The following is a 14,516-nucleotide window of genomic DNA, read 5'->3' as shown; positions in this document are numbered from 1 at the left end:
TCGTTTTCCGCCCCTGTCGCATTGGTCACCTGACCTTCCCGAATATTGGCTGTTTGATTGCCACTCGCCGCGCACTAGATTGGTTCTACACCACTAACCCACCGCAGGTGATGAACCATGAACGTTTTGCGCTTCTGTGCCGCTCCCCTTGTTGCCCTGTCCTTATCTATCTCCGCCTCGGCATTCGCCCATGAAGCCGGAGGCCCTTCGGAGAAAGTCACGGTCTTGCAGGACCAAATGCTGAAAAACGTACCGGGGAAAAAGGCGCTGATGATCGAGGTCGACTACAAGCCTGGCCAATCATCCATTGCCCATAAACACGACGGCACGGCCATGGCATACGTCCTCTCGGGATCCATTACTTCCCAGGTCAAAGGCGAAAAAGAAGTGACCTACAAGACGGGCGAATACTGGTACGAAGCGGCCGGTTCCGAACATCTGGTGTCGAAAAACGCCAGCGCCACCGAGCCGGCCAAATTGCTGGTGTTCATGGTGTTGTCTCCGGACGAGAAAGTGTTGGTCCCCTTGAAAAACTGATCGCTGAAGCGGTAGCCATAAATAAATACGCCCGAATCGATGAATCGGGCGTTTTTATTTCTCCGGGCAATTACCCGGACGTCTTTAAACCAAACAAAACTATTGGCCACCTGATAACTACCGATATTGGCTATTTCATTTCGTTCTTCACGGTTTAGTCTGAAGTCACTGCCGGCCGCTTCCGGCAACTTCAACTTCCCTACTGATGTTGTTTCACTGGAGAAACACAATGAAACTTGCACTTGTCAGTACGTTATCGTTGGCTGCTCTCATGGCTGGCTGCTCGGTGCCCACGGCGCCTTCGGCGGTTTCCTCGCTGGACGGAATCTTCACCGAACCGGTAGGCCGCAGCAACGCGACCCGCATTTCCAACGGCAGCAATGTTTCCCTGGGCGTGGTGTACAGCCAAAACACCCAGGCCAACCGCGCCTACCTGCAGGATTACCAGGCCAATGCCGGCACCGGTTTCGGTCAGAGCCTGCTGGTGCAGGACATCCACGACGCCTACGTCGCCACCTCCAAACCCGACCTTGCAGTAGACTGGGTCAAGGCTTCGCTGCAACGGCAGTTCGGTTCGGTCACGGTGTATCCGGACATGCAAAGCCTGAAAGCCGCGAAACCGGATGTCGTCGCCATCATCGACAGCCGCAGCCAGTTGATCACCTCACGCAGTTCGGACGTTGAATCCAAAGTCAGCGCGGATTTTTATGACAGCAACTTCAACTACATCGCCACTGCCCAAGGTTATGACGCCAAAGCGCTCAGCCCGGTATGGGCAGACTTCAAACGTAGCGAAGAGATTGTTGCCGACATTAACGAACAACAAAATGTGCAAGTAAGGGCATTGCAGAAGTTTGACCAGTCGCTCAGTAATTTACTGACTAGTCCGACAAGTAATGTATCGATGATTGATACTGCAACGGGTCAGAAGTTGTATTGAAATCAATGGCCCCATCGCGGGCCAGCACAAACACCACAAATCCCACAGACAAAAAAAGCCCCGCATCTCTCAATGCGGGGCTTTTTCATTCAACGCCTGATCAGGCCGCCGGTTCCAGCTCGACGGCGACAGCGGCAGGCACTACCGCTTGCCCGCTCAACGCCAGGTCCAGCAGCTCACGGTTGGCCACTGCATACATGGCGTAGTCAGTGCCGCTGGCGGCACGGATTTCCACCAGCATGGCACGCCAGCGTTCGATCATGCTGCCGTGCTGCGCGATCCACAGCGCCAAGCGTGTTTCCACGTCCTGAGTGCCGTCGCCCTGTTGCAGGACCGAGATGGTGATCGCACGTTGCTGCCAGTCCACATCATCACGGAACGCTTCACGGGCCAGGGCCTGCCAGTTGTTTTCAACCGGCAGAGCGCTGATCTGTTGCATGTACCAGGTGATGTCCAGCGCGCTGCCCACGGCGAAGTAAGCCTTGGCTACCTCGGCCGGATCCTGGCCAGTCACGTCGGAAGCCTCGATGATCGGCAACAGGGTGTACAGGTGCGAAGTACCAGCCACCATGCGCGCCAGCAACTCCGGCACACCGGCTTCGACATACGCCTGATAACGGGTCTGCCAGGTTTCGCGGATCTCGCCACTGAGCAACTCGTCGAGTTTGAGACCCAACTCTTTCAGATGCGGGCCGAAGTGCGCGACGTCACGGGCAGCGTTCTGCTCGTTGCGACGGGCACGCAGGAACCAGCGCGTGGCGCGACGGCCCAGACGCATCAGCTCGTCCATCAGCTCCAGTTGCACGTCGGCGGAAACCTGATAGTCCAGGGCTTCAATCTGACGGAACCAGTGCGGGAGGTGGAAGATATCCCGAACAATTACATATGCACCCGCAACATTCGCCGGGCTCATGCCGGTCGACTCTTTGAGTCGTTGAACGAAGGTGATGCCCATGTGGTTGACCAGGTCGTTGGCGATCTGGGTGCTGACGATTTCGCGCTTCAGACGGTGACGGCGCATGGCTTCGGAGAACTTGCTCACCAGGGTCGGCGGGAAAGCGGTTTCCATGTCGCGGGTCAGGTAGTCGTCATCCGGCACCAGGGAGCCCAGCAGCTGCTCCTTAAGGTCGATCTTGCTGTAGGAGATCAGCACCGACAACTCGGCACGGGTCAGGCCATGGCCGTCGGCGATGCGCTCGTTGAGTGCGTCTTCGGCAGGCAGGAACTCGATGGCGCGATCCAGCTTGCCGCGACCTTCCAGATCGTTCATCAGGCGCTTGTATTCGGCAATCCGCGCCAAGGCGCGACGGGCTGCCAGGGACAGGGCCTGAGTCTGCTTGTAGTTGTTGCCCAGCACCAGGTTGCCGACTTCGTCGGTCATGCTCGCCAGCAACTGGTTGCGTTGCTTGTCGGTCATGTCACCGGCCTGAACCACTTCGTTCAGCAGGATCTTGATGTTCACTTCGTGGTCGGAGCAGTCCACACCACCGGCATTGTCGATGAAGTCGGTGTTGGAACCGCCGCCATTGAGGCCGAATTCCACACGACCCAGTTGGGTCATGCCGAGGTTACCGCCCTCGCCCACGACTTTGCAGCGCAGTTCGTTGCCGTTCACGCGCAGTGCATCGTTGGCCTTGTCGCCGACATCGGCGTGGCTTTCGCTGCTGGCCTTGACGTAAGTACCGATACCGCCGTTCCACAACAGATCCACCGGCGCCTTGAGCAAGGCGTTGAGCAGTTCGGTCGGGGTCAGTTTGTCGGCCTTGATGTCGAAGCGTTCCTGCATCTGCGGGGAAATCGCGATGCTCTTCGCGCTGCGCGAGAAGATACCGCCGCCTTCGGACATGATGCTGGTGTCGTAATCCGACCACGCCGAACGTGGCAGGTCGAACATGCGCTGACGCTCGACGAAACTGGTCGCCGGGTTCGGATTCGGGTCGATGAAGATGTGCAGGTGGTTGAACGCAGCAACCAGTTGCAGTTTGTCGGACATCAGCAAGCCGTTACCAAACACGTCACCGGCCATGTCGCCGACGCCCACTACGGTGATGCTGTCTTCCTGGACATTGATGCCGCGCTCGCGGAAGTGGCGTTGTACGCCGACCCACGCGCCCTTGGCGGTGATGCCCATTTTCTTGTGGTCGTAACCGGCCGAACCACCGGATGCAAACGCGTCACCCAGCCAGAAGCCGTAGTCGATGGCGATGCCGTTGGCGATGTCGGAGAAGGTTGCAGTGCCCTTGTCCGCCGCCACCACCAGGTATGGGTCATCGTCGTCATGACGCACGACGTTGGTCGGTGGCACCAGGGCGCCGTCCTTCAGGTTGTCGGTGATGTCCAACAGGCCCGAAATGAAGATGCGGTAGCAGGCGATGCCCTCGGCCGCGATCTCGTCACGGCTACCACCCAGTGGCAGGCGACGCGGCAGGAAGCCGCCCTTCGCGCCCACCGGCACGATGACCGAGTTCTTCACTTGCTGGGCTTTTACCAGGCCCAGGACTTCGGTACGGAAGTCTTCTTCACGGTCGGACCAGCGCAGGCCGCCACGAGCAACGTTACCGAAGCGCAGATGCACGCCTTCAACGCGTGGCGAGTACACGAAGATTTCGAACTTCGGCACAGGCTTCGGCAGCTCAGGGATCAAGTGCGGATTGAACTTGAAGCTGAAGTACGACTTGTTCTGGCCGTTGGCGTCGGTCTGGTAGAAGTTGGTCCGCAAGGTCGCTTTGATCAGATCAAGGTAGCGACGCAGGATGCGGTCTTCGTTGAGCACCTGAACGTCGTCCAGAGCGGTCAGGATCGCGTGTTCCAGACGCTGCTCAAGGTCGTCGCTGCTCAGCTTGCGCGCCAGGTAGAAACGGGTCTTGAACAACCGGGTCAGCTCGCGAGCGATGTCGGTGTGGTTGTTCAGGGTGCTGGCGATGTAACCCAGGTCGAAGCCCAGACGGATCTGCTTCAGGTAACGGGCGTAGGCACGCAGCAGCGCAACGTCACGCCACGGCAGGCCGGCAGTCAGTACAAGGCGGTTGAACGCATCGTTCTCGGCATCGCCACGAACGATATGGACGAACGCGTCCTGCAAAGTGTCGTTGAGTTGCTGGATGTCCAGGTCCAGGCCTTCGGCAGCCGTGAACGCGAAGTCGTGAATCCAGAACTCGCGGCCATTGGTGTGACGCAGGCGATACGGGAACTCACCCAGCACGCGCAGGCCGAGGTTTTCCAGGATCGGCAGCACGTCGGACAGTGCCAGCGGGGTATCGGCGTGGTACAGCTTGCAATGCAACTCGCGCTGACCGGACACCTGGCCCAGCGGCTGATAGAAGCTCATCACCAGCGGATTTTTTTCGTTGAGGCTCAGCAGGTGCTGCATGTCGACCACGGCCGAATGCGCTGCAAAACGCTCGCGGTAACCGGCCGGGAAGCCTTTCGGGAAGTCGGCCAGCACGTTGGTGCCGTTGGCTTCGCCGAAGCTTTCGACGGTCAGGGCCGAGTAGTCGTCCTGCCAGCTGCGGCAAGCCTGCACCACTTCTTTTTCCAGCTGCTGCGGGTCGATGTCGAGGCGGTTTTTCGGGTCTACACGCAGGATCAACTGCACGCGGGCCAGCACGGACTCGGAGAAGAAGGTCCAGAACTCGCAGTCCGAGGCTTTCAGGCGATCCATCAGCACTTGCTGGATCTTCTGGCGCACTTCGGTGGAGTAGATGTCACGCGGCACGTAGGCCAGGCAGTAGCAGAAACGGCCGTACGGGTCTTTGCGCAGGAACACGCGGATCTTGTTGCGTTCCTGGATCTGCACGATCGACATCACGGTGCTGAACAGCTCGTCCACCGGAGTCTGGAACAGATCGTCGCGCGGCAGCACTTCCAGTACCTGTGCCAGTTCCTTGCCCAGGTGAGCCTTGGCCTGGAAGCCGGAGCGCCGCTCGATTTCCGCGACCTTGCGGCGGATGTACGGGATGACCCGCACGCTCTCGCCATACACCGACGAGGTGTACAGGCCCATGAAACGGCATTCCTTGATGACCTTGCCGTCGGCATCGATTTCACGGATCGACACGTAATCCGGGTAAGCCGGACGGTGTACACGGCTTGGGTGCGCGGCCTTGGCGAACGACAGCAGGGTCGGTTCGCGCAGGTAGTTCACGGCGTAGTCTTCGATGCGCAGGTCATCGTAGGTCAGGCCGGCGCGCAGCAGTTTGGTCAGGCCAAGGAAGGAATCCTTGTCGTAGGCGATGTGGCCACCATCGGCTTCATCGCTGACCACGAACTCTTCGTAGCCGAGAAAGGTGAAGTGGTTACCCACCAGCCATTCCAGGAAGCTCTTGATTTCGTTCTTCTCGTCGGCATCGACGGCGAAACGACTGTTGTCCAGGTTGGTCAGGATTTCCTGGACCTTGGCTTTCATCGGTTCGAAATCGCCAACCGCGACGCGTACTTCGGCGAGCACTTGCTCCAGCTCTTTGGTCAGTACGTTCAGTTCAGCGGTGTTGGCGCAACGGTCGATTTCCAGGTACATCAACGACTCTTGCAGCACGTCGTCGGCCTGGGTGCCTTTGGGCAGGATTTCCAGCAACTCGCCCTTGCTGCCGCGACGAACGCTCAGCACAGTGGTTTGCAGGGTGTGGATGCTGTAGCCGCGACGGTTCAGCTCGGTGCGCACCGAGTCCACCAGGAATGGCAGATCGTGGTGCAGCACTTCGACCGCGGTGTGGGTCGACTGCCAGCCGTGGCGTTCGTAATCGGGGTTGTAGACGCGCACTTGCGGTTGCGCGTGATCGAAGCGCTCAAGCAGGCGCCACGCAGAAAGGGTACAGCCAGCGAGGTCGGACAACCGACGTTGGGTCAGTTCATCCAGGGAAATGATGCCGAAGAATTGTTCAGCGAACAGCGCCACTTGTGGCAGTGCCTGTTCACTGATGTGCTGCGCCAGTGCCGCTTGCAGTTGGTGCTGGAAGTCGGCTTTGCTGGCTGCGGTGAAGAACGCCATCTGTGGTACTCCGCTTGGGCTTGTTATTGATGGAAGCGTCGCGCGAAACACCCCTTTCGGGGCTATGTTTCAAAGCTACCCGTCACCCGGTTCCTGATTCTCGGGCAGAGGAAACAGGGTGACAGGTGGGTGAAGCTGGACGAGACACTCGGGTCACATTCACCTTCCGTGAATGGGCATCTGCAAAAACGACTGGGCTGCGTGCAGCGCAATGTCTTTACGGGTGCTCATCCGTTGCGCAGCTTAACGAGTGCGGCAAGGCCCGTGCTTGCGGTGCTGCGACATATTCGGTCAACGGTACGCAGCGTGGCGGCGGCGCATCGGATAACACTAGCAGCCGTATGCAGTTTTGGCCGATTTATGCCCGAATTTCCGGCACATCCGTACCAGAAATGACCAGCAACACTTCTGCCGTTCACGACACATCCTCTGACACTCGGACGAGCATAAATGTGCGTGGGCTGGCAGAATCGCCCTTTGTTCGTCTTCACAATGCTCGTCGAGCCAGGAATTTCCCATGCAAATGACCACCGCCCTCTTGATCGTCAACCCGTGCGACGACGAGGAAGACAACATGGCCATGCTCTGCTGCCATAGCGAAAAGGGCGAGATGTTCCTGATGAGCCGCTATCCGGACGAAGACGAGCTGGAGATCACCCTGGATGGCGAGCCTTCGACGCTGGACGGCGTGAAGGTCACGTTGAGCCCTACCCTGTTGAAGATTGAAATTGCAGCGGCGGATGCCGATGCGCTGAATGGGGATGATGTGCTGGAGATCACCTTCAACCCGGACATGGTGGATATGGCGGAAGTTGAGGAAACCTTGCAGAACATTCTTAAAGGTACCGGGACCTTCATCAGCCAGATTTGAAGGTGTCTGAATTGGCCTCATCGCTGGCAGGCCAGCTCCCACAGTGACCGATGTGTCGCACAGATATCATGTACACCGCCAATACCTGTGGGAGCTGGCCTGCCAGCGATGGGGCCCTGGCGGTCACTTCAAGACTGTTGCTCAACAAAAAATCCGACCAATCTCCCGACCCTTTCCCGCACTTTGCACAAAATGCCGTTAGTCGCCGCCCCCCGCGATGGATTAAAGTAACGCCCCCAGCCCTGGCGTATTACGCACGCCCTTGGCCACCCTTTTGCAGGAACAGTCATCGATGGAACATCGTGAAGCGCTGCTAGCGCTGCGAACCTTTCTTTCAACGCAGATTCTCGGCCAGGAAAAACTCATCGAGCGCTTGCTCATCGCCCTGCTTGCCGACGGCCACATGCTGGTCGAGGGCGCTCCTGGTCTGGCCAAGACCAAGGCCATCAAAGAACTCGCCGAAGGCATCGAAGCCCAGTTCCATCGCATCCAGTTCACCCCCGACCTTTTGCCTGCCGACATCACCGGTACGGAAATCTATCGTCCGGAAACCGGCAGTTTCGTGTTCCAGCAAGGTCCGATCTTCCACAACCTGGTGCTGGCGGACGAAATCAACCGCGCCCCGGCCAAGGTTCAGTCAGCACTGCTTGAAGCCATGGCCGAGCGTCAGGTCAGCGTCGGTCGTAGCACCTACGAGTTGTCGCCGCTGTTTCTGGTGATGGCCACGCAAAACCCCATCGAGCAGGAAGGCACCTATCCGCTGCCAGAAGCGCAGCTCGACCGCTTTTTGATGCACGTAAAAATTGGTTTCCCCGACGCCGCTGTCGAACGCCGCATCCTGCAACAGGCCCGTGGCGAAGCGCTGAATGGCGAAACCAAGCCCGAGCGCCGGGTCAGCCAACAGGCGATTTTTGCCGCACGCAAGGAAATCCTCGGTTTGTACATGGCCGATGCCGTGGAGGAATACCTGGTGCAACTGGTCATGGCCACGCGCACGCCGGCCAAGTTCGACCCGGAAATGGCCGAGTGGATCGCCTACGGCGCCAGCCCTCGCGGCTCCATTGCCCTCGACCGCTGCGCCCGTGCCCACGCCTGGCTCGCCGGGCGCGACTTCGTCAGCCCGGAAGACATTCAAGCCGTGCTGTTCGACGTGTTGCGCCATCGCATCATTCTTTCCTTTGAAGCCGAAGCCGCCGGCATCGATCAGGACCGGGTGGTCCAGCGGATTCTCGACGTCGTAGCCGTCGCTTGAGTCCGATGAACGCCAATCTGCCGCCCGAACCGGGTATCCGTATCACGCTCGCCGAGCTGATCGAGATGCGCCACCGCGTGCGTGAAGTGCAGCTGTTTTCCACACCGAGCCAGCGCAGCCCGCTGATCGGCCTGCACCACTCCAAACTGCGTGGCCGGGGTGTGGATTTCGATCAGGTGCGGGTCTATCAGGCTGGCGACGACGTGCGCACCATTGACTGGCGCGTCACCGCGCGGACCCAGGAGCCGCACACCAAGCTGTTCCATGAAGAACGCGAACGACCGATTTTCATCATGGTCGAGCAAAGCCGTCGGCTGTTTTTCGGTTCGGGGCTGATGTTCAAATCGGTGCTGGCCGCCCAGGCCGCGAGCCTGATCGGTTGGGCTGCGCTCGGGCATAACGATCGGGTCGGCGGGCTGGTGTTCGGCGACAACGAGCACTACGAAATCAAACCCCGGCGCAGCAAACAGAGCCTGTTGCAATTGCTCAACCGTCTGGTGCGGGTCAATCAGTCGCTGCACAGCGAAAGCGAGCCGGACCGCGACGCCTTCGGTATCGCCCTGCGTCGCGCCCGGGAAGTGTCGCGACCGGGCAGCCTGGTGTTTGTGATCTGCGACGAACGCGCCCTCACGGAAAGTGCCGAGCAACAGTTGAGCCTGCTGTCACGGCATTGCGACCTGCTGCTGTTGCCGGTGTCCGACCCGCTCGATCACGCCCTGCCCGCTGCCGGTTTGCTGCGCTTCGCCGAGCGCGGTGCGCAACTGGAACTCGACACGCTCAATTACGACCTGCGCCAGACTTATCGCGCCCAGGCTGAAGCTCGGGTCGCCCGTTGGGAATTGCTCGCACAGAAGCTGCGGGTGTTGCTGATTCCCTTGAGCACCCAGAGCGAGATGGTCGAGCAATTGCGCGACTACCTGAACCCGCAGAAACCGGGGAAAGCTCGATGAGCGGCCTCGAGCAATTGCAACCGCTGATCTCCCCGCCTCCGATCGCCTTCTGGCCACCGGCGCCGGGCTGGTGGTTGCTGCTGTTGCTACTGCCTGTCATTGGCTTCGGCCTGTGGAAATTGCGGCGTTTCATCCCGCAGAAACACCGTATCGTGCGCGCCGAACAACCGCTGGACCCGGCGCGCGTCGCTGCGCTGGCGGAGCTGGCGCTGATGCCCAAGCCCTACGACGGCGCCCCCGCCGGCGCCTGGCTGCAGCAACTCAACGGCCTGCTCAAGCGCCTGTGCCGCAACCATTACCCGTACAGCCAGAGCCACACCCTCAACGGACGCAAATGGCTGGCCTTCCTCGACAACCGCTGCCCGGCAGCCGGCCTGACGCGCTGGATGGTGCTGGTGGAAGGCGCCTACAAACCCGAATGCAAACTCGACGACAAGGCGATTGCCGGCCTGACCCAGGCAGTCGATACCTGGATTCGCAAACATGTTTGAGTTCGCCTGGCCGTGGATCTTCGTCTTGTTGCCGTTGCCGTGGCTGATGCGCCTCGTGCTGCCGGTGGCCGACAGTGGCGAACCGGCGCTCAAGGTCAGTTTCCTCAGCGACCTCGAAGGCCTGGCCCGACGCCGCGCTCGGGCCAACCTCCCGGCCTGGCGCCAACAGGCTCCGTACCTGCTGCTGTGGCTGATGCTGCTGACTGCCGCCGCACGCCCGCAATGGCTCGGCGAACCGTTGCCGATTGCCGCCAGTGGCCGCGATCTGCTGGTGGCAGTGGACGTGTCCGGTTCGATGGATTTCCCCGACATGCAGTGGCAAGGCGAAGACGTCAGCCGCCTGGCGCTGGTGCAGAATCTGCTCGGTGATTTCCTCGAAAGCCGCGAGGGTGATCGGGTCGGCTTGATCCTGTTCGGCAGCCAGGCCTACCTTCAAGCGCCGCTGACCTTCGACCGGCACACCGTGCGCGTCTGGCTCGATGAAGCGCGCATCGGCATCGCCGGCAAGAACACCGCGATTGGCGACGCTATTGGCCTGGGCCTCAAACGCCTGCGACAGCGCCCGGCGCAGAGTCGCGTGCTGATTCTGGTGACCGACGGGGCCAACAACGGTGGCGAAATCGACCCGCTGACCGCCGCGCGCCTGGCGGCCAAGGAAGGCGTGAAAATCTACCCGATCGGCATTGGTGCCGATCCGGAGCAAACCGGCTCTCTGGGTTTTCTTGGCATCAATCCAAGCCTGGACCTCGAGGAACCGGCCTTGCAGGCAATCGCTGACGCCACTGGCGGCCAGTATTTCCGCGCGCGCGACGGCAAGGAACTGCAAGCGATCAAGGACACCCTTGACCAGCTGGAACCCGTGACTCAGCAACCGACCCAGGCCCGTCCGGCCCAGGCGTTGTATCACTGGCCACTGGCGATGGCGCTATTACTGAGCATGTTGCTGGTCGCCCGCGTGCTCTGGCCGGACAACCCATTGCAGCGTCTGTTTACCAAGGATCTGTTTTTGCAATCGCAAATGCCTGACTGGCGCGAGCGCCTCAAGCGCCTGCGTCTGCGGAGACGCCGATGAGCGAGCTCTGGCCCTTCTGGTTCCGCCCTTTTTGGCTGCTGTTGTTGCCGTTGCTGGGCTGGTTGCTGTGGCAACTCTGGCATCGGCAGAAACGCGCCGGGCGCTGGCAGATGATTCTGCCGCCGGCCTTTCATGCGACGCTGCTGCGCGGTGGCAGCGGTCGTGACAGCAAACTGCCTTGGGTGGCGCTGGGTGTGGCGTGGCTGCTGACCATATTTGCGTTGCTGGGGCCGAGTTGGGAGCGTGTCGAGCAAATCAGCCAGAAGCCAGCCGACCCTTTGGTGGTCATTCTGGAGCTGACCCCGGAAATGCTCGCCACCGACGTTCAGCCCAATCGACTGGAACAGGCCCGACGCAAACTCTTCGACTTGCTGCAAATTCGCAGCGATGCGCAGACCGCGATCGTGGTCTATGCCGGCAGCGCCCACACCTTGGTGCCACTGTCGGACGACTTGGCCACCAGCCGCAATCTGCTCGATGCACTCAAGCCGTCGCTGATGCCCGAAGCCGGTCATCGCGCCGATCTGGCGGTGATCAAGGCCCTGGCCTTGCTGGAGCAAGCGGCACTGGGCGACGGGCGGATCCTGCTGATCGGATCGTCGCTGACGGACCAGGAACGCCAGGGCATTCGTCGCGCGCTGAGCAGCACATCCACCCAGTTCCTGATGCTCGGCATCGGCACCGCCGAAGGCTCGCCGATCACTCAGGAGGACGGCAGCTTCCTCAAGGATGAACAGGGCGCGATTCTGGTGCCGCATCTGGACGAGCCCGGCCTCAAAGCCTTCGCCAATGATCTGGATGGACGCTATCGCCACGCGCGCCTGACCGACAGCGATCTGCGCGGCCTCGGCCTGCTCGACGGCCCGCGCCATCTGCGCAACGACGGTCAGACCCTGCGCCTCGACACCTGGGCCGACCAGGGTTATTGGCTGCTATTGCCGCTGTTGTTGCTGGCGGCCTGCGCCGGTCGTCGCGGCTGGTTACTGTGCCTGCCGCTGCTGCTGGCGCTGCCGCAACCGAGCTATGCCTTCGAATTCCAGGACCTGTGGCTGCGCCCCGACCAACAAGGCTTGCACCTGCTCAAACAGGACCGCCCGGCCGAAGCCGCGCAGCACTTCGAGGATCATCAGTGGCAAGGCGTGGCCCTGTACGAGGCCGGCGATTACAGCGCTGCCGCCCAGCGGTTCGCCGAAGGCAACGATGCCCACGCCCACTACAATCGTGGCAACGCCCTGGCCAAAAGTGGTGAGCTGGAGGCCGCGCTGGATGCGTACGAACAGGCACTTGAACGTCAACCGGACTTGCGCCCGGCGTTGACCAACAAGGCACTGGTGGAAAATCTGCTCAAGCAGAAAACTGCGCCACCCGCCACCGAACCGGACAAGACCGCCGACGAAACCACCAAGCCCTCAGAACAGGAACCACCGCCGGGCGATGCGGCGCAACCGTCGACTGCCGGTGAACCGAAAGCCGCCGACCAACAGGCCAGCCACGAAGTTGGCGAACCGTCGACAACCCCGCCGCGCCCCGGCGCCAATGAAGTCCCGGGCAGCGAACTGGGCGACGAACAACACACCACGCCCCCCATGCGCCCGGTCGGCGACAGCATCGAGGGCGAGCAGCAGCAGGCACTGGAGCAATGGCTGCGGCAGATTCCGGATGATCCGGGAGAATTGCTCCGACGCAAATTCTGGTACGAACAGCAACAACATCAGGATCAGGGAAAAACTCGATGACCCGCTTCACCGCCTTCATGTTCGCCACATTGCTGTGCACCTTCCAGGTCCACGCTGCGGAGCTGGTCGCCAGTGTCGACCGCACGCGCCTGAACTCCGGCGAGACGATCGAACTGACCCTGGAATCCAACGACGTGACGCAGTTCGGCAAGCCTGACCTGGCGCCGCTGGAGCCACTGTTCGAAGTCCGTGGCACCCGCCAGGTCAACCAGTTGAACACGCTGAACGGCGACAACCGCGCCACCACCCGCTGGATCGTCACCCTGCTGCCGCTGCACAACGGCAGCGTGGTGATCCCGTCGCTGAAACTGGGCGATATCCAGAGCCAGCCGATCACCGTGCAAGTGGTGGAGAGCGAAACCCAGGAAAACCCCAACAAACAGGCCGCGGTGTTCATCGACGCCAGCCTCGATCAAACCAGCGTGTACGTACAGGCCCAGGCCATCCTGACCCTGCGCATCTACCATTCGGTGTCGCTGTACGACGACAGCAGCCTGCCACCGCTGCAAATCCCCGACGCACGCATCGAACAACTGGGCGACTCACGCACCTACGAAAAAGACATCAATGGCGTGCGGCATGGCGTAATCGAAATGCGCTACGCCATCTACCCGCAACACAGCGGTGAACTTATCATTCCGGGGCAGATCTTCAATGCCGCGCTGGTGGACGCACAACCCGCGCAGGACAGCGCATCGCAGGCGCCGAAGTCCGGCAAGCTGATGCGTGTCAGCTCCGGCGAACTGCTGCTGACGGTCAAGCCCAAACCCATCACTTACCCCGCTGACCTGCCTTGGCTACCGGCGCGCAGCCTGACGCTCAGCGAGACCTGGAATCCGGAACCGGAGCACGTTCAGGTCGGTGATTCACTGACCCGCAGCCTGACGGTGCAGGCCGAGGGCCTAGCCAGTACGCAACTGCCGCCGCTGCCCGGCACCGAAGCCAGTGGCTTGCGCCGCTATCCGGATCAACCGGTGCTGGGTAATCAGAACAGCGAACGTGGCCTGGTCGGCAGCCGCGAAGATCGCGAAGCGTTGGTGCCTTCCCGAAGCGGCTCAATCGAATTGCCGTCGGTCGAAGTGGTCTGGTGGAACACTTTCGAAGACCATCTGGAACACAGCAGCCTGCCCGCCAGAACCCTGCAAGTGGCGGCCAATCCGAGCCTGATGGTCGATACACCGGCCGGGACCTCACAACTCAACGCCGCCGCCGACAGCGAAACGCTTTGGCGCTGGAAGCTCAGCACGCTGATCCTGGCGTGCACCACCCTGCTGGGCTTCGGCCTGTGGTGGCGAGCACGCTGGCAACCGGCAATCCTGCGCGCCGCGCAAACCGGCCCGAGCCCGCGCACCGTGCTCGACGAACTCAAACGCGCCTGCCAGGCCAACGACTCCCACGCCACGCGCCAGGCCCTCGACGCCTGGGCCCGGCAACAACCGGAAACCCTGGCCGACATGGCCGCCCGCTTCGTCCCGCTGTCCGACGCCCTCGATGGCTTGAACGGCGCGCTGTACAGCGAAACCGGCCAGCACTGGCAAGGTGAAGAGCTGTGGCGGGCGATCCGCACGATCCCGATCGCCGAACGCGTCCAGGACCCGGTCGGCGACAGTGGCTTGCCGCCGCTTTATCCCAAATAAGTCAAAAGATCGCAGCCTTCGGCATACCTCTGAGCTGCCGAAA

10 protein-coding genes are annotated in these 14,516 nt (G+C 61.1%); 9 read left to right on the top strand and 1 reads right to left on the bottom strand.

The features are described 5' to 3' along the window. Nucleotides 1-117: 117 nt before the first annotated feature. Together V6Z53_RS16495 and V6Z53_RS16490 are read left to right on the top strand one after the other, a co-directional pair. Entirely contained in the window at nt 118-537 is a 420-nt protein-coding gene (locus V6Z53_RS16495; RefSeq protein WP_338580655.1) for a cupin domain-containing protein, read from the top strand. Nucleotides 538-766: 229 nt separating this feature from the next. Next, complete coding sequence (locus V6Z53_RS16490) at nt 767-1,477, top strand: ATPase (RefSeq protein ID WP_338580653.1); 711 nt, start codon at nt 767-769, stop codon at nt 1,475-1,477. Between the two features lie 100 nt (nt 1,478-1,577). Here the strand turns inward: V6Z53_RS16490 and V6Z53_RS16485 are convergent, their stop codons facing one another. Continuing rightward, nucleotides 1,578-6,464, bottom strand: coding sequence for an NAD-glutamate dehydrogenase (locus V6Z53_RS16485; RefSeq protein ID WP_338580651.1), 4,887 nt, complete (start codon nt 6,462-6,464; stop codon nt 1,578-1,580). Nucleotides 6,465-6,981: 517 nt separating this feature from the next. Between V6Z53_RS16485 and V6Z53_RS16480 the strand changes: the two genes are divergently transcribed. From V6Z53_RS16480 to V6Z53_RS16450, 7 genes are all read left to right on the top strand, one after another. After that, entirely contained in the window at nt 6,982-7,335 is a 354-nt protein-coding gene (locus V6Z53_RS16480) for a hypothetical protein (protein ID WP_338580649.1), read from the top strand. Nucleotides 7,336-7,627: 292 nt separating this feature from the next. After that, nucleotides 7,628-8,587 (top strand): MoxR family ATPase, encoded by a 960-nt coding sequence (locus tag V6Z53_RS16475; RefSeq protein WP_003218556.1) that lies wholly within the window; start codon nt 7,628-7,630, stop codon nt 8,585-8,587. 5 nt (nt 8,588-8,592) lie between these two features. Then, nucleotides 8,593-9,537, top strand: a complete 945-nt coding sequence (locus V6Z53_RS16470; protein ID WP_338580647.1) for a DUF58 domain-containing protein — start codon at nt 8,593-8,595, stop codon at nt 9,535-9,537. Further along, nucleotides 9,534-10,028, top strand: a complete 495-nt coding sequence (locus V6Z53_RS16465) for a DUF4381 domain-containing protein (protein WP_338580646.1) — start codon at nt 9,534-9,536, stop codon at nt 10,026-10,028. The genes V6Z53_RS16470 and V6Z53_RS16465 overlap by 4 nt, the downstream gene beginning before the upstream one ends. Beyond that, nucleotides 10,021-11,100, top strand: a complete 1,080-nt coding sequence (locus tag V6Z53_RS16460) for a VWA domain-containing protein (RefSeq protein WP_338580644.1) — start codon at nt 10,021-10,023, stop codon at nt 11,098-11,100. The genes V6Z53_RS16465 and V6Z53_RS16460 overlap by 8 nt, the downstream gene beginning before the upstream one ends. Next, nucleotides 11,097-12,836, top strand: coding sequence for a VWA domain-containing protein (locus V6Z53_RS16455; RefSeq protein ID WP_338580643.1), 1,740 nt, complete (start codon nt 11,097-11,099; stop codon nt 12,834-12,836). The genes V6Z53_RS16460 and V6Z53_RS16455 overlap by 4 nt, the downstream gene beginning before the upstream one ends. Then, complete coding sequence (locus V6Z53_RS16450) at nt 12,833-14,473, top strand: BatD family protein (protein ID WP_338580641.1); 1,641 nt, start codon at nt 12,833-12,835, stop codon at nt 14,471-14,473. The genes V6Z53_RS16455 and V6Z53_RS16450 overlap by 4 nt, the downstream gene beginning before the upstream one ends. Nucleotides 14,474-14,516: the final 43 nt, after the last annotated feature.

Source organism: Pseudomonas sp. MAG733B (assembly GCF_036884845.1).
Taxonomy (GTDB): Bacteria; Pseudomonadota; Gammaproteobacteria; order Pseudomonadales; family Pseudomonadaceae; genus Aquipseudomonas.
The sequence above is the reverse complement of the archived record's forward strand: the minus strand, read 5'-3'. Positions and strand labels throughout refer to the sequence as shown.

Bases quoted from the DNA above. Each gene is read 5' to 3' on its own strand.
- V6Z53_RS16495 (WP_338580655.1), top strand. From the start codon at position 118: ATGAACGTTTTGCGCTTCTGTGCCGCTCCCCTTGTTGCCCTGTCCTTA.
- V6Z53_RS16490 (WP_338580653.1), top strand. From the start codon at position 767: ATGAAACTTGCACTTGTCAGTACGTTATCGTTGGCTGCTCTCATGGCT.
- V6Z53_RS16485 (WP_338580651.1), bottom strand. From the start codon at position 6,464: ATGGCGTTCTTCACCGCAGCCAGCAAAGCCGACTTCCAGCACCAACTG.
- V6Z53_RS16480 (WP_338580649.1), top strand. From the start codon at position 6,982: ATGCAAATGACCACCGCCCTCTTGATCGTCAACCCGTGCGACGACGAG.
- V6Z53_RS16475 (WP_003218556.1), top strand. From the start codon at position 7,628: ATGGAACATCGTGAAGCGCTGCTAGCGCTGCGAACCTTTCTTTCAACG.
- V6Z53_RS16470 (WP_338580647.1), top strand. From the start codon at position 8,593: ATGAACGCCAATCTGCCGCCCGAACCGGGTATCCGTATCACGCTCGCC.
- V6Z53_RS16465 (WP_338580646.1), top strand. From the start codon at position 9,534: ATGAGCGGCCTCGAGCAATTGCAACCGCTGATCTCCCCGCCTCCGATC.
- V6Z53_RS16460 (WP_338580644.1), top strand. From the start codon at position 10,021: ATGTTTGAGTTCGCCTGGCCGTGGATCTTCGTCTTGTTGCCGTTGCCG.
- V6Z53_RS16455 (WP_338580643.1), top strand. From the start codon at position 11,097: ATGAGCGAGCTCTGGCCCTTCTGGTTCCGCCCTTTTTGGCTGCTGTTG.
- V6Z53_RS16450 (WP_338580641.1), top strand. From the start codon at position 12,833: ATGACCCGCTTCACCGCCTTCATGTTCGCCACATTGCTGTGCACCTTC.